The sequence below is a fragment of the Candidatus Anaeroferrophillus wilburensis genome, assembly GCA_016934315.1.
GTDB classification, from domain to species: Bacteria; Desulfobacterota; Anaeroferrophillalia; order Anaeroferrophillales; family Anaeroferrophillaceae; genus Anaeroferrophillus; species Anaeroferrophillus wilburensis.
In genome coordinates, this window is sequence record JAFGSY010000036.1 from 1 (window position 1) to 21266 (window position 21266).

Annotated in this window: 13 protein-coding genes; 3 read left to right on the forward strand and 10 right to left on the reverse strand. The window is 52.9% G+C overall.

The window, feature by feature from the left end:
• The first annotated feature begins 268 nt into the window (after positions 1-268).
• The 3 genes from JXO50_09380 (at position 269) to JXO50_09390 (ending at position 6798) form a co-directional block, all read left to right on the forward strand.
• A complete protein-coding gene (locus JXO50_09380; GenBank protein ID MBN2333301.1) occupies positions 269-5689 on the forward strand; it encodes a response regulator in 5421 nt (1806 codons plus the stop codon).
• Between the two features lie 70 nt (positions 5690-5759).
• Entirely contained in the window at positions 5760-6155 is a 396-nt protein-coding gene (locus tag JXO50_09385) for a response regulator (GenBank protein ID MBN2333302.1), read from the forward strand.
• Positions 6156-6171: 16 nt separating this feature from the next.
• Complete coding sequence (locus JXO50_09390; GenBank protein MBN2333303.1) at positions 6172-6798, forward strand: response regulator transcription factor; 627 nt, start codon at positions 6172-6174, stop codon at positions 6796-6798.
• 81 nt (positions 6799-6879) lie between these two features.
• Here the strand turns inward: JXO50_09390 and JXO50_09395 are convergent, their stop codons facing one another.
• The 10 genes from JXO50_09395 to JXO50_09440 form a co-directional block, all read right to left on the reverse strand.
• Positions 6880-7494, reverse strand: coding sequence for a (2Fe-2S)-binding protein (locus JXO50_09395; GenBank protein MBN2333304.1), 615 nt, complete (start codon positions 7492-7494; stop codon positions 6880-6882).
• Between the two features lie 28 nt (positions 7495-7522).
• On the reverse strand, positions 7523-9451 hold the full coding sequence (locus tag JXO50_09400) for a 4Fe-4S binding protein (GenBank protein ID MBN2333305.1): 1929 nt from the start codon (positions 9449-9451) through the stop codon (positions 7523-7525).
• Between the two features lie 9 nt (positions 9452-9460).
• The gene (locus JXO50_09405) at positions 9461-9913 is read right to left on the reverse strand and encodes an NAD(P)H-dependent oxidoreductase subunit E (GenBank protein MBN2333306.1); all 453 of its coding nucleotides are present in this window, start codon (positions 9911-9913) and stop codon (positions 9461-9463) included.
• Positions 9914-9953: 40 nt separating this feature from the next.
• Positions 9954-10721 (reverse strand): hydrogenase iron-sulfur subunit, encoded by a 768-nt coding sequence (locus JXO50_09410; GenBank protein ID MBN2333307.1) that lies wholly within the window; start codon positions 10719-10721, stop codon positions 9954-9956.
• Positions 10722-10767: 46 nt separating this feature from the next.
• Positions 10768-13866 (reverse strand): CoB--CoM heterodisulfide reductase iron-sulfur subunit A family protein, encoded by a 3099-nt coding sequence (locus tag JXO50_09415; GenBank protein MBN2333308.1) that lies wholly within the window; start codon positions 13864-13866, stop codon positions 10768-10770.
• 84 nt (positions 13867-13950) lie between these two features.
• Positions 13951-15102, reverse strand: coding sequence for a (Fe-S)-binding protein (locus JXO50_09420; protein MBN2333309.1), 1152 nt, complete (start codon positions 15100-15102; stop codon positions 13951-13953).
• A 36-nt stretch (positions 15103-15138) separates the two neighbouring features.
• Positions 15139-15678: a (4Fe-4S)-binding protein gene (locus JXO50_09425; protein ID MBN2333310.1), complete on the reverse strand. Its 540-nt coding sequence runs from the start codon at positions 15676-15678 to the stop codon at positions 15139-15141.
• A 19-nt stretch (positions 15679-15697) separates the two neighbouring features.
• Positions 15698-17692: an aldehyde dehydrogenase gene (locus tag JXO50_09430; protein ID MBN2333311.1), complete on the reverse strand. Its 1995-nt coding sequence runs from the start codon at positions 17690-17692 to the stop codon at positions 15698-15700.
• A gap of 475 nt (positions 17693-18167) precedes the next feature.
• Complete coding sequence (locus tag JXO50_09435; GenBank protein ID MBN2333312.1) at positions 18168-18638, reverse strand: YaiI/YqxD family protein; 471 nt, start codon at positions 18636-18638, stop codon at positions 18168-18170.
• Positions 18639-18767: 129 nt separating this feature from the next.
• On the reverse strand, positions 18768-21266 hold a 2499-nt coding region (locus JXO50_09440), incomplete at its 5' end, for a PAS domain S-box protein (GenBank protein MBN2333313.1).

The window sequence follows — 21266 nt, forward strand, 5'->3', positions numbered from 1 at the left end:
CGGGCTCCCTCCGCCATGCTTTCAACTTTTCAACCAGTAGCATAATTCATTCCTGTTTTTGAGTCATAAATTCAGAAACGGGGGGTGTTGCTGTGCACCATGGCGTAAAACCCCCTGTTTTTGTTATTCTTTACGCTATAAATATTATATCTCCAAACCTCCTTTTTCTTAACGTTTCTCAAACTATGCGCAGCAGTGACTATAGGTAAAACGTATAATGGATAAAAAGCGATTGATGATAGGCATAAACCAAAGACGAAGTTTGTGGATGGCTGTCGCGGCGGCGCTGATTGCCGGGATATGCTTTACATGGTGGACGGTGGTTCGTGCTGACCATGAACTGCGTGCTGAACTCCTGCAGCAGGTCCGCCTGGTGGCCAAAGCGGTAAATCCTGAATCTGTTCACTCCCTATCAGGCACTAAGATGGATTTGGGCAGTTCCGATTATCTGCAGCTTAAAAAACGGCTTGCAGCAATTCGTTCAGCCAATCCGCAATACCGTTTTGCCTATCTCATGGGCCGCAGGCCGGACGGCACGATATTTTTTTTCGTCGACAGCGAACCGGCTGACTCCAAGGATTGCTCCCCGCCAGGGGAAGTCTATCATGAAGCATCAGATGACTGCCGCCGCGTTTTCGATGCCAGGAGTGAGACCGTCGAAGGTCCGGTATCGGACCACTGGGGAATCTGGGTCTCGGCCCTGGTACCGATCTATGATACGGTGACGGCCTCCTCCGGCCTCATTAGTAGAGATTCTGCCCAGGCAATGGTGCGTAAAGCCGTCGCTTTTTACCGAAAAAATGGCCGTGAGCGTTTTATCCAGGAATGCAACAACTCCCGGGGTGAGTTCCACCAAGGGAGTCTTTACGCCTTTGCCTATGATCATGGGATGACCATGCAGGCCCATCCAGTAAAACCGGAACTGGTTGGACAGCATTTATACGACAAAATGGACCGGCCCGGAGGTAAATTTTTTCGTCGGGAGATACAGGAAGTGGCTCTGTCCAAGGGGAGTGGCTGGGTTGACTACCAATATGAGAACCCGGTCAATAGGAAAATCATGCCGAAGACCACCTATGTGGAGAAGGTGGATGACCTGATCATCTGCGCTGGCGCATATAAAAGCTCAGGCGAACTATTGGCGGTACTGGGCATGGATATTGATGCCCGAACCTGGAGATGGAATGTAGCCGTAAGGGCAGCCCTGCCCGTAGGGTTGACGTTCGTCCTGATCATCGGCTTTCTTGCCGCCATTGCCCCCATCCACAACGTCGACAATGCGCCCAAACTGGTTCTTCAGCGGCTGTTACCATCCCTGGCAGCCATGGTGGTGCTGTTGATGGTCAGCACGGGCATGCTCCTCTGGTATCAACATCAGCAGCGAATGGCAAACACCGTTGGCAGCCGTATTGCCAACGTTGCCAGCAACCTGCAGACGGCCGAGGAACAACAAACTTTGGGACTTGCCGCAACCCTGCAACCCATCACCGCCGATGCCGCAACCCAGAAGGCCCTGCGCGAAGGTGACACCAAGCGTCTTCTGACTGACTGGCAGCCGGTGTTCAACTCACTGCGCCGGGAAAACAATATTACGCATTTCTACTTCCTCGATAAAAATCGCGTCTGCCTTCTACGTATTCACAAGCCGGAAAAACGCGGTGATCTCATCGACCGTTTCACCGCCCTGGAAGCTGAACGGACCGGTAAAACCGCCTCCGGTCTTGAGTTGGGTCCTTTGGGCACCTTCACCCTCCGGGTGGTGCGGCCGGTTTTCGAAAACGGGGAGCTGGTCGGCTATGTAGAATTGGGTAAAGAGATCGAGGAAGTGTTCCTCCAGTTACACACGGCATTCGGCAGTCAACTGGCCGTGGTTATCCGCAAGAAATATCTGAACCGTCGGAACTGGGAGGAAGGCATGCTGATGCTTGGCCGGGAAGCCGACTGGAACCGCCTGTCCCATAATGTGATAATCTATAACTCCCAGGGGCGTCTGTCCGACGCCCTGGTGCCATGGGCCGATCTGTCGGACGAAGGACATGTACACGGAGAAACGGCCAGAGAATTAACGTTCGATGGGAAAGACTGGCGGGTGTCGGCGACGGCCCTCCATGACGCCTCGGGCAGGGAGGTCGGAGATTTACTGATTCTCATGGACATCACTGCTGAAAATGAAGCCTTTGCACGCCTGATAGTTCTCGGTGGGACAGGTGGTGCTGTAGTTTTGGCCCTCTTGCTGGGTTTCATCTATGTCATGCTGCGTCGAACCGATGCCGGCATCCGTACTCAGCAGGCAGAACTGGAGATAAACCGGAGGCAACTAAGAGATCTCATTGAGCTTTTACCTGATGCCACATTTGCCATTGATAAAGAAAGGCACGTTATCATCTGGAACCAGGCGATTGAGAGAATGACGGGTATTCCGGCGATGGAAATGATCGGCAAGGGGGACTATGCCTACACTATCCCGTTTTATGGTGAAGCACGGCCACAGCTGATGGATCTCCTTTTTCTGGATGATCAGAAGATTACGGACCAATATCCCGGTATTATCCGTGAAGGGAATACCATCATGGTGGAAGTATTTTGCCATGCCCTTTACCATAATCAGGGCGGCTGGATCTTTGCCAAAGCGGCCCCCTTGTATGATCAGGCCGGCAATATTGTTGGTGCGATCGAGATTATCCGCGATATCACCACTCAAAAACGCGCGGAACAGCTGTTGCAAAAACGGGCCCATCAGCAAGCTGAAATCGTCAAGTTCGGCTTGCATGCACTTGCAGAAACTTCCTTTGATGAGCTGCTGCACAAAGCCGTACTGTTGATCTCACAGGTGCTTGAGACGAAATATGCCCAGGTGCTGGAACACCGGCCCGAGCAGGGTATTCTTCTCCTGCGGGCCGGCGTCGGCTGGAAGGAAGGCTGGGTCGGACACAAGTCGATACCCGATGGACCTGGTTCACAGGGCGGCTACACCCTCTTGCAGGCTGAACCGGTGGTTGCGGAAGATATCCACCATGAAACCAGATTCTCACCGCCAGAGCTGCTGACCGAACACCATGTTATGGGTGGCATCACGGTTGCAATCCCCGGTTCCGAACACCCCTTCGGTGTTTTGGGGGTGCATACCGACCGGATACAGCATTTCAGCCAGGACGATGTGCGCTTTCTTGAGACAGTTGCCAATGTCCTGGCGGCGGCGATTCAGCGGATGCAGGCCGAACAGCGGCTGGTGGATGAACGTCAGCGGCTGATGAACGTTATCGAGGGTACCAATGCCGGCACCTGGGAATGGAATATCCAGACCGGTGACGTGGTCTTCAACGAAAGATGGGCGGAAATGATCGGCTACCGGCTCAGTGAGCTGACCCCGACTACCATCAAGACCTGGGAGGAGCTCACTCATCCTGAGGATCTGCAAGCCGCCGGTGAACTGCTGGAACGGCATTTTTCCGGCGAGTCGCCTTTCTACGAATGCCAGCTCAGGATGAAGCATAAGAACGGACACTGGGTATGGATCCATGACCGTGGTCGAGTCATCATGAAGACGGATGACGGCAAGAAGCCTCTGATGATGTTTGGTACCCATGCAGACGTTACCGAACACAAAGTGGCCGAACAGGAATTACGGCGGGCCAAAGAAGAGGCGGAGGAACTTAACGACCATTTGGAACAACAGACCCTCTATGCTAAGGAGATGGCGGCCCAGGCAGAGATGGCCAATGCCGCTAAAAGTGAGTTTCTGGCCAACATGAGCCACGAAGTCCGCACACCCATGAATGGGGTTATCGGCATGACGGGGCTGCTGCTGGATACGGATCTTAGCGACGAGCAGCGGCGCTATGCCGAAATCGTCCGTAGCAGCGGGGAATCACTGCTCTGCCTGATCAACGACATTCTTGACTTTTCGAAGATTGAGGCAAACAAGCTTGAACTGGAAACCTTGGATTTTGATTTATCGAACTTGTTGCATGACTTTGCCGCCACTATGGCCATGAGAGCCCAGGAAAAACTGCTTTATACTGCTGAGCTGGATGTCCCAACGCTGTTGCGTGGTGATCCCGGCCGCCTGCGCCAGATCCTTGGCAACTTGGTGGGCAATGCCATCAAGTTTACCCATAAAGGTGAGGTGGCAGTGCGGGTTTCACTGTTGGAAAAGAATGAGCATAATGTCCTGCTGCGTTTCTCGGTACAAGACACGGGCATTGGCATCTCCCCCCATAAGATCGGCCTGCTCTTTCATAAGTTCAGTCAGGTGGATGCTTCGACCACCAGGAAGTATGGCGGGACCGGATTGGGCCTGGCCATTTCCAAACAACTGGCTGAGTTGATGGGTGGTGAGATTGGCGTGGAAAGCCATGAAGGCCATGGCTCGGAATTCTGGTTCACCGCATGCCTGGGAACCCAAGCAGTGGGGCTGCAGATTCAAAAACATCCACCGGCGAACTTGCACGGTGTAAAGGTACTGATCGTGGACGATAATGCCACCAACCGTGAAATTTTGACCATACGACTGGCTTCATGGGGCATGCGTCCATCAGAGGCGCAGGACGGTCCCGGGGCGCTCCAGCTTCTCTACCGGGCGCTGGACGAAAACGATCCTTTCCAGGGTGCCGTAATCGACATGCAGATGCCTGGCATGGATGGTGAGACCCTGGGGCGCACCATAAAAGCAGATGAACGCCTGACCGACACCAGAATGCTGATGCTGACCTCTTTAGGGCTCCGGGGGGATATGAGCCGCTTTGCCGAGATCGGTTTCGCGGCCTATGCCACCAAACCCGTCTGCTACGAGGAACTGCAAACCCTGCTGACCCAGGCGTTGACAAAGCGGGTGGGAGGGGAAATACTGACGCAACCCGTTGTTGCCCGCCATGGAAACAGCGTCGATATCCTGCATTTATTCGAAAACAGCAAGGCTCGTATCCTGCTGGCCGAGGACAATATCACCAACCAGCAGGTGGCTTTGGGCATGCTTAAGAAGATGGGACTAACCGCCGATGTCGTGGCCAACGGCGCTGAAGCTGTCAATGCCCTCAGGACCATCCCGTATGATCTGGTGCTGATGGATGTGCAAATGCCGATGATGGACGGCATCAGGGCTACAAAGGTAATCCGTGATCGCCGATCCGGAACCTTCAAACACCAGATTCCCATCATTGCCATGACGGCCCACGCCATGCAGGGTGATCGCGAGCGATGTCTGGCAGCCGGGATGAACGATTATGTCTCCAAGCCGGTGTCTCTCCAGGAGTTAGCAGCAGTTCTGAAGAAATGGCTCCCGGAAGAAGCCGCTGATAGCACAACGCAATCGTCAGGGACTCATCAAAAGACTAGGCCTGCTGTTTTTGAATCGGGAGCACCGGTGTTCGACAAGCCAGGCATGATGGCCCGATTAATGGACGACGAGGAACTGGCGGATAAAGTTACCAAAGGCTTTCTGACGGACATCCCGCTGCAGATTGAGGCGTTACGGGCCTATTTGGCAAACGGTGATGCTCAGGGCGCAGAACGCCAAGCCCATACGATGAAAGGGGCATCGGCCAACGTCGGCGGTGAATGCTTGTCCGTGGTAGCTTTCAAGATGGAGAAAATGGCCAAAGCCGGAGACCTTGGCGCAGTCAAGACCTGCATGACTGAGCTGGAAGCAGAATTTGATCGGTTGAAACAAGCGATAGAGAAGGAACTATAATAACTGTGATCTGGAATCATAGCTTATGCTTCTATTTCATAGGCACCTATTGAACCCGAAGGAGAACTTCATGAAGACACTGATCGTTGAGGACGATTTCACCAGCCGCCTGCTGCTCCAGGAACTTTTGAAACAATACGGTCCATCCCACATAGCAGTCAACGGCAAGGAGGCTGTTGAAGCCGTGCGCACAGCTCTCGAAACGGGGGAACCTTACGACCTGATTTGTCTGGATATCATGATGCCCGAGATGGACGGTCAGGAAGCGCTTCAGCAGATTCGCGCCCAGGAAGAGGCCAGAAATATCCTGTCATCAAACGGGGCAAAGATCGTGATGACTACGGCATTGAATGATTTGAAGAACGTAAGCTTCGCATACCAAAACCTTTGCGATGCTTATCTGACCAAACCAATCGAAAAGGCGAAACTCATTGATGAGCTGCGCGAGTTGAAGTTGATTTCGTGACAAGGAGAATAGTGCCATGCTCATTCTGATTGCCGAAGATGATGTTACCTCTCGTACCATGTTTGCAGGTGTTTTGACAAAAAGCGGGCATGAGGTGGTGGAAACTGTCAACGGAGCTGCAGCGTGGGGTGTGCTCCAGCAGCCCGATGCGCCTCGACTGGTGATTCTCGACTGGATGATGCCGGAAATGGACGGGCCGGAAGTCGTACGTCGGGTTCGTTCCCTGCAACTGGATCGACCACCCTATATCATTATGCTGACTACCCGGGGTGACAAGGCTGATATTGTTGCTGGATTAAATGCCGGTGCTGATGACTACCTGACCAAGCCTTTTGACCTCGGTGAACTTCACGCACGAGTTGAGGTCGGTCGCCGGATGGTCGAGCTGCAGGAGGTACTGGCCGCTAAGATTGAGTCACTGAATCAGGCGCTTGACCAGACCAAGACTCTGCGCGGCATTATCCCTATCTGCGCCAGTTGTAAAAAGATTCGTAACGACCAGGGGTATTGGAGTCAGGTGGAAACCTATGTCTGCGAGCACAGCGAGGCGGAGTTCAGCCATGGCATCTGCCCCGAATGCATGCAGAAACTCTATCCTGAGTTTGTCCGAAAAGACGGCAATGGGGAAAAAGAAAATTTATAAATCGACGATATCCCTCTGCAGATTCTCAAGAATCACCCGGCAAACAGCCTTTTTTCTGACCACAGCAATATTTCTCTCTGACTATTCCCCCGACTTTGGTTCGGTAAAAGTAGCGGGGGAAGTCAGCGCCTGCATCAAGACAAAAGCCGCCTGCAGGGCCTCGGTGGGGCAAAGGGGAAAACATTCCTTGCAGTCCCAGCACTCCTTTGAGGCTATTTCCGGGATAAAACTGATCTCTTTCCTGGCGCCTCGATCAACGAAGCCGACGGCATTCTTCTGTTTCACCTCGGCACAGTAGCGCACACAGAGGCCGCAGTGGATACAGAATGAAGCTTCCTTTTCAAAACGGTCCCGGTCGGCGCCATACTCTTTGGCCAAGTCCTGGAGGACAAAAGCATCCGGTGCATGGGCCAGATAAAGTTCCAGGATCATCCGGCGGATTCTATCGATCTTCTCGGACCTGGTTCTGACCACCAGATTTGCTTCCACCGGATAAACGCAGGAAGCAACAAGTTGCGTCGAACCGCGTTTTTCCACTTCAACCGTACACAACCGGCAACTGCCGAAAGGCTCCAATTTTTCGTGATGGCAGAGGGTGGGGATTACGATTCCTGCACTCTGGGCCGCTTCAAGAATAGTCATACCATCGTTGGCGCTGACTTCCCTGCCGTCGATTTCCAAGCGTATTTCACTCATTTTTTATGCACTCTTACAAAAGTGTTGACTATGATTCCTTGCCCTTCTTGACAATAGCTCTTGCCTCTTCGGGAACAGGCGGCGGCACCGGTGAGCCGGAAATTTTGGTCACCGCGGAGAATTTTGCCGGACAGACTTCAAAACAGGTGCCGCACTTGGTACATTTATCCTGGTCGATGATGTGGATCAGTTTCTTGCCGCCGATAATCGCCTCGGCCGGGCACTTTCTTAAGCAGCTCCCACAGGCCTGACACTTTTCCGGGTCAATATAGAACGAGATCAATGCCTTGCAGGACAAGGCCGGACAGCGCTTCTCCTTGATGTGTGCCTCATACTCATCCCGAAAATAGCGCAAGGTACTCAAGAAAGGATTCGGGGCACTCTTGCCCAAAGCACAAAGGGCAACCTCCTTAGCCACCTCGGAGAGTTCCTCCAGCAGCTCGATATCTCCCTCTTTTCCCCTTCCCTGGGTAATATTGGTGAGGATCTTGAGCATCTGCCGGAGACCTTCACGGCAGGGAACGCATTTGCCGCATGATTCGTCGGTGAGAAACTCGATGAAATACCTGGCCACATCAACCATGCAGGTATCTTCATCCATGACAATCATCCCGCCGGAACCCATCATCGAGCCGGCCTTGGTAAGTTCATCAAAACCAACCTGCAGATCAAGCAGATCCTCGGGGATGCACCCTCCGGACGGCCCGCCGGTCTGCACAGCCTTGAATTTCTTCCCCCCGGGAATGCCGCCGCCGATCTTGAAGATAATATCGCGCAAGGTCATGCCCATGGGCACTTCCACCAGGCCGGTATTGGTGATTTTGCCCACCAGGGAGAAAATCTTGGTGCCCTTGCTTCCCTCGGTGCCATACTGGGTAAACCAGTCGGCCCCTTTATTGATAATCAGGGGAACATTGGCCCAGGTTTCAACGTTGTTCAACACACTGGGACGGTCCCAGAGGCCCTTGATATTGGAGCGGATATATTTCGGCCGCGGTTCGCCGACCCTGCCCTCCAGAGCGGTCATCAGGGCGGTCGATTCACCGCAGACAAAGGCACCAGCACCCTGGTGGACGGTAACCGTGAAATCAAAACCGGAGCCAAGGATATTTTTGCCGAGGAAGCCGTACTCTTCGGCCATCTTGATGGCGAGATTCACATTCGCCACCGCCAGCGGGTATTCCTGGCGAACGTAGATATAGCCTTCGTGGGCACCGATGGCATAGGCACCGAGGGTCAACCCCTCAAGGATCGAATGGGGATTGCCCTCAAGCAGACTCCGATCCATATAGGCGCCGGGATCCCCCTCGTCAGCATTGACGATGACATATTTTATCTCATCAGCGGCATCGCGGGATCCTTCCCACTTTCTGCCTGCCGGAAAACCACCGCCGCCGCGGCCGCGCAGGTTGGATTTTTTGACCTCCTCAAGAACCTGCTCAGCAGTCATCCCGGACAGGACTTTGGCCAGGGCGGCATAACCGCCGATGGCCAGGTAGTCATCGATGCTCTTGGGGTCTATAGTGACATTGGCACCAAAAACCAACCTCTCCTGATGCTTGTAAAAAGGAATCTCCTCTTCATGGGTAATTTTTTCGCCGGTGTCGGGATCGGTGTAGAGCAGACGCTCAATGACCTTCTTCTCTTTAACGGTCTCAGAGACAATTTCCGGCACATCATCAGGGCTTATATTGAAATAACAGATGCCATCAGGATTGTTAACGATGATCGGCCCCCGTTCGCAATAGCCATGGCAGCCTGTTTTCCTGATCTCCACCGCATCACTCAACCCCTGTTTGGTGATCTCCTCTTCGAGACGGGAAGCTACTTCCGCACTGCCGGAGGCCTGGCAGGCAGACCCGGAACAGAGGGTGATGCATGGTTTATGCGGGTCTCTCTTGGCCAGGAGCCCTTTTCTGAATTCTTCCAGTTCAACGGGTGATTGTATCCGCGACATAGTCATATCCTAAGCGTAATTTTTAATGACGTCCGCAGTTTCGGCCGTCGTCATCTTACCGTGCGTTTTGCCATCAATCTCCAACACCGGCCCCAAAGCACAACAACCCAGGCAGTTCACCGTTTCCAGGCTGAACTTCAAATCGAGGTCGGTTTCGCCGGGTTTGATGCCAATCAGATCCTGCACGGTATCAATAATTCGCGTTGCTCCGCGAACATGGCAGGCGGTACCAACGCAGATGTGAATTTCATGGCGTCCCTTGGGAACCAGGCTGAATGCTTTATAAAAGGTGGCGATATGCTGTATCCGGGTCAAGGGAACCTGCAGCTTTTCGCTGACTCTCTTTAATGCCGGTTTCGGCAGCCAATGATGTTCACTCTGGATTTCCAACAAAACCTGAATGAGTGCACTGGCCTCGCCCCGGTGCTTCGCAATAATCTGATCAATTCTATCGTTATCCATAACCGCTATCCTGTCTTCCACTTTCCCTTAATCTACTACCTTAGGCCCGCACATAGCACTTGCCGCTTTCATCGTAGCTGATCAACCCCTGTCGTGATGAATCACTGATATGTTTGGCCACATCAGACGGATTGAGATCCAACATCCTGGAGATCTCACCGGTTGACAGGGGATTCTCGTTCAGGAGAAGCATCATTTCACTGATCGACAGCTTATCGCCGATCAGTTCATCAAAAAGCCGGTTGGTTTCATCGCTGGAAAAAAACCCGCTGTAGGCCTCCTTCGACTTGACAGGCACCCTCAACCGTTCCCTCTCCACCAGCTTAATGTAGGGAACCAACTTTCTCACCGCTTCAAGTTTGAGCTTCAATTCAGCTTCATCAATGCCTTCGCTTTTGCCAAGGGGCCCCAACTCCTTCACCTGCCGGGTGAAGTCATCAGTATATTCAGCCAGCAGACCACCATCGGCACCGGACATGAATTCGATCCGCAGCCGTTCCGGATTCAGGCCGATGTGCTGCATGATCTTTTTCGCTATCTGCACGGTGCTGAAGGCATCGTAATTGCCATGGGTGGTATAGTTGCACTCATCCAGTTTGCAACCACCAATAAAGACGCCATCTTGTCCGTTGGAGAAGGCTTTGAGGATGAATTCCAGGTCGACGCGACCGGAACACATAACGCGGATAAGCCTCATCTCACTTGTATATTGTTGTCTGGAAACTCCAGCCAGGTCAGCAGCCCCGTATGCTCACCAGTGGCATACAAAACCCAGGATTCTTGGTTTAAATTCAAGACCTGCGCTCATCTGTTCTCTCCTTCCACGTTGGTCATCCCAACGTTATCATCCGTTCTTAAACCGCGGCCTCAATCTGCCGGAAGATCTCTTCTTTTGTCATCGCCGCATCAACCTGACTCAAAAGTGCTTCATTGGTAAAATGCTTCAAAACAATGGCATTGGTCGGACATTTGGCATTACAGAGGCCGTCACCTTTACAAAGCACCGGGTTAACCCGCGCCTTCCTGCCTTGTGGCGTCGCCACAAAATCTATGGCATCGTAGGTGCAGGCGGTAATACAGGCGCCGCATGAAATGCAGTCATCCTCTTTAACTTCGCAGACCGAGCCAGAGGCGGTGACTGTATCGTTTGCAAGCAGCGTTAAAACCCGACCGGCAGCCCCATACGCCTGGTTGATTGTTTCCTCAATATGCTTGGGATAGTGAGCAGCACCGCAGAGATAAACACCATCCGCCGCAAACTCAACCGGTTTTAGCTTGACATGGGCTTCTTTGTAAAAACCATCCGGGCTCAAGGTTACCTTGAACAGACCGGCTACCTCATTGGTGGTGGCAGCGGGGATGACCGCGGCTGCCAGGGAAAGAATATCGGCATCCAGCTCCAGCCGTTTTCCCAGGACGGGATCAGGAACGGTTACCCGTAAGACCGTCTTGCCCCCCGTTTGAACCGCTTCCACCAATGGCTTGTCTTCCGGCTCATAGCGGATGAATTTCACCTCTTTCTCTGCCGCAGCCCGATAAAAATCCTCTTTCAGTCCGTAGGTTCGCATATCCCGGAAAAGAATATGGATAGACATCCCCGGGTTTATCTCCTTCAGCTTCAGGGCATTCTTAATGGCATGGCTGCAGCACACCCGGCTGCAATAGTTCCGATCTTCATTCCGGCAGCCGACACACTGGATCATCACCAGGCTTTCGGCCTTGACAACCTGCTCTTCACCCCTGGCAATCGCCTCTCCCAGTTCAAGGTGGGTCAACACCTGATCGTTTTGCCCGTAAAGATATTCGTCAGGCTGATAAACATCAGCACCGATGGCCAGCACTGACGCACCGTGTTGTATCACCTTGATCCGGCCTTCAGTCTCAAGCGTCGTGGTAAAATTCCCCACATAACCAGCAACCTTTTTAATGGTGGCCTCGTGGGATACATGGATCAGGGGGTTCTGATACACTTTGCGGATCAGATCAGCCACGTAGGCCTGGACATCCATTCCTTCCAGGGTGGTAGGTATCCGGCGTGCCATGCCGCCAAGATCTTTCTCCTTTTCCACCAACTGCACTTCATGCCCCTGGCTGGCGATGGAGAGCGCACAGGTCATGCCGGCGATACCGCCGCCGACCACCAGGGCGGTCTTGTCCACCGCCAGTTCAAACTCCTGCAGCGGCTCCAGATGGCGCGTCCGGGCCACCGACATCCGGATAATATCCTTGGCCTTCTGGGTGGCCTCCTCCTTCTGCTTAGAATGGACCCAAGAGCAATGCTCACGGATATTGGCCATATCACAGTAGTATTGATTGAGCCCTGCTTCCCGCAAAGTATCCCTGAACAACGGTTCCAGCGTCCGGGGTGAGCAGGCGGCGATCACCACCCGATTAAGCCCCTTTTCCCTGGCCAGATCAGTGATCTCCTTGGCAGAATTAGTGGCACAGGAGAAAAGCTGCTCCTGGGCGTACACCACATTGGGCAGGCTGGCAGCATATTCAACCGCCGAAGGAACATTGACGACACTGGAGATATTCGCGCCGCAATGACAGACAAAGACCCCTATCCGGGGCTCTTCCTGCGAGACATCCCTTTCCGGCGGATAGACCCTTTCAATGGCCAGCTTCCCGCGCCGATAATCCAGGAGCTGACCGCACTGGGCACCGGCGCCGCTGGCGGTAAACACCGACTCAGGAATATCCGTCGGCCCCTGGAAGGCGCCGCTGACAAAGACCCCCGGTCGGTTGGTGGCGATGGGATTAACCTGCCTTGCGTTGCTGAATCCGTGGCCATTGAGCTCAATGCCAAACTTGTCCGCCAGCACCTTGACATCAGCTGGCGGGTTCAGGCCGACGGAAAGCACCACCATGTCGAACTCCTCCTCTTTGACGCCATCGTCAAAGGTGGAGTAGCGGACAACAATATTTTTACTCTCGGGAATCTCCCTGACAATGGAGACATAACTTCTGATAAACCTGGTCCCCGGCAACTGTTCCGCCCGCTGGTAATAGCGCTCAAAATCCTTGCCATAGGAACGGATGTCATTATGGAAAATGGTACATTCTGCATCTGCATCATGATCTTTGGTCAAGATCACCTGTTTCTGGGTATAGGTACAGCAGACGCCTGAACAATAACTGTTCTCACCTGGCGTTACCCGCCGGGAACCGACACATTGAACCCAAGCGATTTTTTTCGGATGCTTCCGGTCGGAAGCCCGCAGCACCTCACCTTCGTAAGGCCCGGTGGAGGATAAAAGCCGCTCGTAATCCATGCTGGTGACGACATTCTGCATCCTCCCGTAGCCATAGTGTGCATTCACCCGGGGATCAAAAGGCTCAATGCCGGCGGACAGAATAATCGCCCCGACATGAATTTCTTCCCTCTTCACCGTTTGCCTGAAATCAATGGCGTCAGCCTGGCAGACGCCCCGGCAAATATCACATTTATTCTCCTTGAGGAAAAGGCAGCTTTCATCAATATAGGCAACCAGGGGAATTGCCTGGGAGAAATAGACGTGAACGGCTTTGTTCTGTGATATCTCCTGATTAAACTGATCAGGATATTCCACCGGGCAGTATTCCACACAAGTTCCGCAGCCGGTACATTTGTCTTCGATGATATAACGAGGCTTTTTTTTCAACGTTACCCTGAAATCACCACTTTCCCCCTCAACCCGCTCAACTTCAGTAAATGTCAAAACCTCGATGTTCGGATGCCGGCCGACCTCGACCAGTTTAGGTGAGAGTATTCACATCGAGCAATCATTGGTGGGAAATGTCTTATCAAGCTGGGACATATGCCCGCCGATACTCGCTCCTTTCTCAATCAGATAAACCCTGAAACCCGCAGTGGCAAGATCAAGGGAGGCCTGAATGCCGCTGACTCCCCCGCCAACAACCATCACGTCGCCAAAGCTGTTCCCTCCGTGAGGTTCGGAAAATTGCTGCATTACTTCGGTTGGCAAAACTTCGTTTTCCACGCTCTCTCTCCTCATTACTTTTCCGGGTCCGTACTCTCCGAATCGGCCGGTTACCTAAAGCACATCACTGATAATTTCGGTGATATCCTTGATATCTATGTCATCGTCAGGTTCCAGGCTTAACCTGCTCTCCTCAAAATTGGTGATACAATAGGGGCAGGCTGTCACCAGAACCTGTGCTCCGACCTCTTTCGCCTGCGCTACCCTCAGATCGGAAAATCTTTCGCTCTTTGCGGTTTCCATCCAGATCCGTCCGCCGCCGCCGCCGCAGCAGAGACTGTCCTGACGCGATTCAGCCATCTCAACCAGTTCCAGGCCGGCAACCTGCTTTAAAACGTCCCGGGGTTCATCATAGATGTCATTATGCCGTCCCAGATAACAGGGATCATGATACGCAACCCGTTTATTATACTCCCCGGCAAGTTCCAGTCTGCCGGCGTCAATCAGCTCGGCCAGGTATTGGGCAATATGAACCACCTCGAAGTTCACCATAAATTCGGGATATTCGTTTTTCAATGTGTGGTAGCAATGGGGTGAGGAAACCAGAATTTTCTTCACCCCGTTGTCGATGAAAGCTTTGATGTTTTCCTTCGCCAGCCGGGTGAATACCTCTTCGCTGCCCGTCTTGCGGATGCTCTCACCGCAACAGCTCTCCTGGGCGCCCAGAATGCCGAAATCGACCCCAGCCTTTTTGAGAATATTGGCCGTCGCAACGGCTACCTTTTTCAAACGGGCATCATAACTGAGATAGCAGCCAACAAAATATAAAATCTCCATCCCTTCGGAAAAGGGTTTGACGGCATGATCTTTCGCCCAGTCAGCCCGCTTCTCGCGATCCTCATTCAGGGGGTTGCCATTCCCCGCAAGACTGCCGCTCATGGTTCGCACCGGTTTGACCGAAGTGGGAAAGACCTGGTAGCTGGTGGCAATCCGGCGCAGGGAGACTCCGAGCTCGATCTGCTGCACCTGACGGGGACACTGCTGAACACATTTCCCGCAGGTAGTGCAGCGCCAGAAGCTCTCACCTTCGATCTCAGTCAAACCAAAGGCAGCCTCGCGGATTACCTTGCGCATACTGAAGGTTATCACTTTATTCCAGGGGCAGACAGCATCACAGATGCCGCACTGGTAGCAGAGTTTAAAGGTTTCTCCGCCGGCCTCTTTTATTTCATCAACGATCTCTATGAATGGGGCTACAGTTTCCACTGTTGATATCCAATCCTCAATTCTGCCTTCGTTAGATTAGTCCTTCTTTGACAAGCGGGCCAGGGCAGCCTGCAGTGACTCCAGGCCGAACTTGTCGGCCAGTGACTCCAGACCAACTTCCAGATCCGCCGGCCCTTCATGGTCAACAACTTCCTCTTCCCGCTCTTCGTACACCAGAGCATCGACCAGGCACCATTTGACACACATGGGGCCCCCCTCTTCACCTTCGCACATATCGCATTTCAGCGGCAGACCGGAATCGGGTTCTTTGAACTCCTCCCGTGAAGGGCAGGAAGCCCGGCAGAAGGAACACTCGTCATATTCCTTGCCGTCAATCACATATTTGTCCCGGCCGGCACATTCGGCAACAGTATACTCACCCGCCAGGACCGGAACATAAATGTCTCTCAGGGGGTCGCGAATGATCCGGATGCGGGATCTGGCTGGATTATTGCTGCTGTATTTCGGTGCCGCGTGCACTGCGGAGCAGATCACCTCACAGGCCCGGCAGCCATTGCAGTTATCAACATTAATGTGTATGGTTTTAACTAGTTTGGTTTTCTTCTCACCTGTCACGGCTTACACCCCCTGCAATTTATTTCTCTGCTTTTTCCGGTCCGGCCGGAGAATTTTCACTATCCAGAATGCCTCGGGTAATGAAATCTTCGCTGACGTAATCCAGAGACAACTCCCGCAACGTTTCGGTAGTGGGAATGCCATCATTATTCCACCCTTTGAGCTGGTAATAGGCGTCCAGGAGCTGCTCTTCAAGCTCGGGAAACCGTTTCTTCCAATGGTTCGCCGGCGGCTTCTCGTCGCTTCGCCGCATGCCTCTTCTGATGTTAATGGCCCGCACCAACGTCCGGTACCTTTTGGCCGCCAGGGTCAGTTTCTCAGCATTCATCTCAATTCCGGACCCGGCTGAAATAAATTTCGGGTAATTATGGATATGGTACGGCGGCTTCAAGGGAAAGGAAGATAAACCGGCACACATGCCAAGGGCATCATCGATGTAGTGCATGCGCTCCTGCCAATCGACAATATCGCAGCACATATCAACCGTCGGATAGTAGGGCATGGAGTTTTCACCACGCATCTCCCAGTCAAGGAAATACTGTTTGAACTTCTCATCAGGCACCTGGATCCAGTCCTTGACAAATTCTTCCCGCTGCTCCCTGGTGGGAAATGGCGCCTGGGGAAACTGTCCTTCAATCTGGGTGATGTTCATCTTCTCGCCGGTGGCGTACATCAGGAAATAGATGGGATTGAGCATCGACAGTTTGAGGGGCAGCTGCTCGGTTTTTTTGATATTGTTATGGGCATACTCTTCAGCCCCCTTGCCGATTTTTTTGGCTGCCCAGTAGGTGCCATCGGCCAGCACATCACCGATTCCTTCCCGCCTGACGATTCGGTCAAGCAGCCAGTAGAACCGTCCCTCGCTGTCAGCCGGCATGCCCGGAAAGTCTTCATCGGTCAGAATACCGTTTTCATACAGTTCAAGGGCAAACGCCATCACCTGCGGGGTAGAGAAACCGTCCAGGCCATATTCGGTGGCTCGTTGGGCAATGCGCAAACCAAATTCCAGGTCTGAAAAGGCCGCCATGGTATAGGTGAGTTTCGAGAAACATTTCATCATATAGGTTGGCAGTCCCGGCAGGGAAAGGGTGGCACCGCACTTCATCGGACAGTTGTAGCAGCTGATCAGCCGCGTCCGGGCGCCTTCCATCGTCTCGGTCCAATCCTTGGCAATTTCATCGGTCCAGAAATCTTTGCGCCGGGTACGGGAATTACCCCACATGAAGTTTTCTGTATGCCACTTCTCATCGTGGACTTTCATCTCCTGCGGCGACCCGAGGCCGGCCAGGATCGGCATAACGCCGGGGATGGGGTTGCCTTCGCGAAGTTTGATATAGTCCAGCACTTCGTTGCACAGCTCCAGATATTCGGCCGGCTGGGCAATATTGATATCTTTGGTGCCACGCACCACAATCGCCTTGACCCCCTTATCTCCCATGACTGCGCCGATACCGCCGCGGCTGGCACTGGAACGCCCCTGTTCAATGGAAGCAAAGTACACCCGGTTTTCACCGGCCATACCGATTGCCGCCACCTGGGCTTTGGGCTCATGCAGCTCCTGCTTGATCAGTTCTGCCGTTTCAATTGCCCCTTTACCCTTAAGATGCGAAGCATCACGGATCTCCACCTGGTCATTGTGAATCCACAGATACACCAGGTCTGGGGACTTGCCTCGCAAAACCACCTTATCATAACCGGCATATTTCAATTCCGGTGCCCAGAAACCGCCCATCATGGAAAATGCCATCAACCTGGTCTGCGGCGAAATGGTTGAAACAATGGTCCGATTACAGCCAGTCGCCGGTGTGCCACATAAAAGACCGGCACTGAAAATTAAAAGATTATCGGGGGAAAAAGGTTCAACATCAGGCGGCACCCTGTCCCACAGCAGCTTGGCATTGGTCCCCAGCCCCCCCAGATACAGTTCAGTATCCCTTGGATCCGTTGCAACCTTCTCAATATTTCCCCGGGTCAGATCAACTTCCAGATTAAATCCTGTTTCCGCGTACCTCATGTTTTACCCCTTACAATCAAAGCGATATGGTCGTCCGCGCCGCCATGGAAACTGAACAACGCACGGCCCCTCACTGCTGGCACCGGGCTCAGCGCCGACGCCGGTTGGCCAATTCTCATCAACACCCGCCACCACACTACCCGGCGGGCCTGTAGGCAGACATCTGTCTGCCATCGTTACACCCTCTGAAACCGGCAACGGCCCTTATATGCGACCCGATGTCGGCGATATCTGCGGCTAAAACCAGCCTGACAGCCAATCCCTTCAAAAATTATGCCATGGAAACCATCCTTCCTCAGGTCAAGCGGCTCTCCCATGGCACCCCACCCAATCCAAGCGGACCCAACCCGGTCGCTCCTGACGAGCAGCAAGAACGCCGGCCCCTTGTCACCCAGGCAATTGCTCATCTTTGGACGTTTTTTACCGGAAGATGATAGAAAATTACCATTCGGGGAGGGGGAAATGGGTCTTTACATTAACTGCTGCCCCCAACAGAACAACGCCGGCGGATTGATTGAATAATCTCATCAAGCTGCTGCAGGAAACGAGAGCGGTCACGTTTATGCAACGGCGGCGGACCACCGGTTAATGCTCCTGCCTCACGTAGTTCTGACAACAGGCCACGGGTCGCAACGGCCTGACCAATATTGTTATCCGTAAACGGCTTCCCGGTGGGACTTATGGCCTGCGCTCCCGCCCGCAGGCAGCGGCTCGCAAGGGGAATGTCAGCGGTAACCACGATATCGTCCGCCTGCACATGGGCAACAATCCAGTCATCGGCCGCATCGGAGCCGCTTTTCACAACTTCAAGCATCACCCTTGGATCATACGGAACCCGCATCCAAGAATTGGCCACCAGAGTAACCTCAAGGTGGTAACGGCCGGCAACCCGGTAGACCTCCTGTTTTACCGGGCAGGCATCAGCATCGACAAATATATGCAGCACGCAAAGCTCCTCCGACTCGCCGGACAACACTACCCTAACATACTACCCATACAGAACAGGCGGCAGCGGCAGGACAAGGTCTGACGGCGGCCACAGGCAATAACGCTGCATGCAGTTCATGGTCAACACTCACGGCCTGTGGACATCCAGCAGCCGGCGAATCCTGTCCATAACCTCGGTAATCGTATACGGCTTACTGATTAATTGATTCCGATACAATTTCAAAAAATTTTCATCAATCGTCGTATCCACATAACCAGAAGCAAATAGAATGGCAATCTGCGGATATCTGGTTAAAATTTTCTGACTTAACTCCAGGCCCCCCATAACCGGCATTACGACATCGGTAAACAGGAGATCAATGGCTCCCTGGTGCGTCTCTGCAGCCGCCAAAGCCTGGGCTCCATTAGCAGCTTCAACAACGAGATAGCCAGCCTGCCGGAGCTGAAGGCTGATTACCTTCCTGATCTCCTCATCATCCTCAACCAGAAGGATTGTTTCACTGCCTCCAGAAGGTAATTCAGCCGGTGTCTCCCGCTCTTCATCATCCATGATATCACTCATTACCGGCCAATAGATCTCAACGACCGTACCATGTCCCGGTTCACTCACAATATGAACACTGCCTTTGTTCTGCTTGACAATCCCATAGACAGTAGCCAGTCCCAGACCGGTCCCCTGTCCTTGTTCTTTGGTGGTGTAGAAAGGTTCAAAAATATGCTCCTGCACCTCGCGGGACATGCCGCAGCCCTTGTCAGACACTTTAATCTGCACATGCCAGCCGTTGGAACTGCCATGATGGGAAGCAACAAAGGTGCTATCCAGAAAAATCTGTGACGTACCGATGATAATCACTTTCTCCCTTGCACCGTGAGCCTTAACGGCATCCCTGGCATTAATCACCAGGTTGACCAGCAGCTGTTCAACCTGGCCGGGATCGGCATAGATAAAACCAACGTTGTCAGCCATCTGCAGCGTTAAAGAAATATCCTCACTGATAAGACGCTGGAGCATTTTATACAGGTCGCCAAGCAAACGATTAATGTTGATTTTCTGAGGCAAAATAGTCTGTTTACGACTGAAGGCCAACAGCTGGCGGGTCAGGTTGGCCGCCCGATTCCCAGCCTTTTCAATCCCCCGGATCTCCTCCCACACCTTGCTCCCTTGTTCAACATTCATCAGCGCCAGCTCGGCATAGCCATGGATGGCGGTAAGGATATTGTTAAAGTCATGGGCGACCCCACCGGCCAGGGTGCCAATCGCCTCCAGTTTCTGAGATTGCTGCAGCTGGTGTTCCAGTTTCTTGATCCCGCTAATATCCCGCAGCATGATCAAATTCGAATGGGAGCCGTCGGCGTTTATAATTGGCGAGTGGGAAACATGGTAGCAATGGTTGTCCACCGGACAGGTAAACTCCTGTTCAGGAAGAAAACCATGGTCATCTGCTATCCGATGGCACCAGGGACAGGGGGCCTCAAACCCGTTCAGGACGCTGAAACATGATTCTCCCGTAGCATCATAACCGATTTTTCTGACCATCGCCGGGTTCAGATATTCCATGCGGTAGGAATCAGAACAAATATAGACCAGATCATTCATCGATTCCAATATGGTCTGGTATCTTTTTTCACTGGCTAGCAGCTCGCCGCCAATTTTTTTCTGCTCCGTTATGTCCAAAACGTTAAAAACGATACCGGCCGCAGGATTATCATGATACAAAAGTGTCCATGAAACCAGGATATTGATCATCCTGCCGCTTTTATGCCGCAGGGAGGACTCGATGGTTGCCACTCCCTGATGGCGGAGATTCTCCATCTGCTCCTGGCCAACCCTTTCATGCTCTTCAATGGAAAGGTAGACCATGGCAGAATTTTTGCCAAGCAATTCCTGCTCCGTATAGCCCACCATCTCGCAAAATCGCTGGTTCACTTCCTGAAAAACCCGCTCAGCAACCACCCCGATGCCGGTAGGTGAGGCCTGGAGGATACTTTCAAGTTTCGCCTCCCGCTCCTGCAACGCCAGTTCGGCAGTAACCCGGTCGGAAACATCCCGGGCAATGCCTTCAACACCCAGGATGCTGCCGGCACTATCGTAGTAGAAGTGGGCATTGGTGGATGCCCACCAGGTTGAGTTGTCCTTGCGCTTCAGCCGGGCCACAAATTCACGGACAAAACCATTTTTCTTGAGGGTGGCCAAAAAAGTGTCCCGCTCCTCAGGGTTGACATACACCGAGTTCATCTGCTGGCCAATTATCTCTTCCACACTATAACCGCTCAACCTGGTGACCGCCCGGGAGATAAAGACAACATTGCCTTCCAGATCCGTCCGGTAATGGATATCCTGGGCATCATCCACCAGAGACCGATATTTTTTTTCAGAATCCTGCAGGTCAAGAAAGAATTTTTTCTGGCGGACATACAACCACGTAGAAATCCCCAAGAACAGGCTGAACAGGGTGATGGTCACGGCCAAGGTCATGGTAAGTTTCAGTGAATGCCGGAAAATTTCATCAGGGGTAACCACCAGCTGCAGCATTGCGGTATTATGGTAGGCATAAGGGATAGTGCTGGTCAGGGTAAAAAGATGGCCAGGATGCAGGCCGGTTTGAACATGGCTGAGCAAAAAACC

What these genes read in the sequence shown, in the direction of transcription:
- JXO50_09430 (MBN2333311.1), bottom strand. Translation starts at nt 17,692, where the DNA reads ATGAGGTACGCGGAAACAGGATTTAATCTGGAAGTTGATCTGACCCGG.
- JXO50_09385 (MBN2333302.1), top strand. Translation starts at nt 5,760, where the DNA reads ATGAAGACACTGATCGTTGAGGACGATTTCACCAGCCGCCTGCTGCTC.
- JXO50_09380 (MBN2333301.1), top strand. Translation starts at nt 269, where the DNA reads ATGGCTGTCGCGGCGGCGCTGATTGCCGGGATATGCTTTACATGGTGG.
- JXO50_09400 (MBN2333305.1), bottom strand. Translation starts at nt 9,451, where the DNA reads ATGTCGCGGATACAATCACCCGTTGAACTGGAAGAATTCAGAAAAGGG.
- JXO50_09405 (MBN2333306.1), bottom strand. Translation starts at nt 9,913, where the DNA reads ATGGATAACGATAGAATTGATCAGATTATTGCGAAGCACCGGGGCGAG.
- JXO50_09395 (MBN2333304.1), bottom strand. Translation starts at nt 7,494, where the DNA reads ATGAGTGAAATACGCTTGGAAATCGACGGCAGGGAAGTCAGCGCCAAC.
- JXO50_09390 (MBN2333303.1), top strand. Translation starts at nt 6,172, where the DNA reads ATGCTCATTCTGATTGCCGAAGATGATGTTACCTCTCGTACCATGTTT.